This window comes from Mucilaginibacter sp. P4_E8, from assembly GCF_056401495.1.
Window position 1 is genome coordinate 1 of record NZ_JBFUJG010000407.1, and the last position, 1,081, is coordinate 1,081.

General features: G+C 37.7%; 1 protein-coding gene. It reads right to left on the reverse strand.

Annotated features, from left to right (window positions below; genetic code table 11):
- Window positions 1-885: glycosyltransferase (locus AC1DRQ_RS31775; protein ID WP_477430182.1), on the reverse strand; the 885-nt coding region annotated here is incomplete at its 3' end.
- Between the last annotated feature and the right edge of the window lie 196 nt (window positions 886-1,081).

A 1,081-nucleotide genomic window follows, 5' to 3' on the forward strand; every position in this document is an offset into this window, starting at 1 on the left:
GGCTATAACAGGCCTTCCAGACGCGTTGGCCTCAAGCGGGGTAATTCCATAATCTTCCAGCTGTGGAAAAATAAAAGCTTTACAGTTAGCGTAAAGTCTTGCCAAATCGGCGGCGTCTAACCCGGTTAAAAATGTAATATTATTACCGGCATTTTCCTTTATCTCCTTTTCCCGGGAGCCTTTACCTACAATAACCAGCTTTTTATCGGGCATTTTATTAAAAGCCTCAATAACCAGGTCAACCTTTTTGTAAGATTCAAAACGTGATACTATCAAATAGTAATCGCTTACTGAATTAGAAACATAAAAATTACTACACCTTACCGGCGGATTAATTACTGTAATTTCATTTAGGGGATTATAAGCTTGCTTAATACGGTGCACCACCTCTTGCGCATTAGTGATAAACCAATCGGTTCTTTTTGCAGCATCCGTATCAATTTTTTTTAATATCGAAATAACTTTTCCATAAAGTGTCCTTTTCAATCTGTTTGCCTGCTTAACTTTATCATATGAGTCAGTATCCCATACTAAACGGAACGGATTATGGCAATAGGTAATAACAAGTGCATCATCTGCTGTTTGTACATATTTAGCACAGTGCGTGGTTGATTGTAAAACCACATCGTATTCCCTTAAATCTAAACGTTGCATGGCTAAAACACCCAATGGAAAAAAAAGGCGCTTCATATTTTTCTCACTCTTAATGAATTGCCCAAACCAGCTAACTTTAATATTACAATCTTTAAACTCGGGGTAGGTACTATTCGCGTCATACGCCAGCGTGTAAATAGGAGCACTGGGAAAAGCATTGTGAAAACTTAATGCTACCTGCTCTGCTCCGCCTTTGCGTACAAGATCATCATGCACAATTGCAATTTTCATATATTGTTAATTATTGGTTGAAAAATTCCTTTACTCATCTCATTACAATATTGGATGAGGGGATTGTATCGCTGACCAGACATTTGTTAATAAGCCGGTGGCTGTTGAAATAAGATTTATTACCTGCCTTGGGTTCAGGCTGGCTTATATCTTTTCTGGTACTGATAAAATAGCATTGATAATTGAGCTTTCAGAA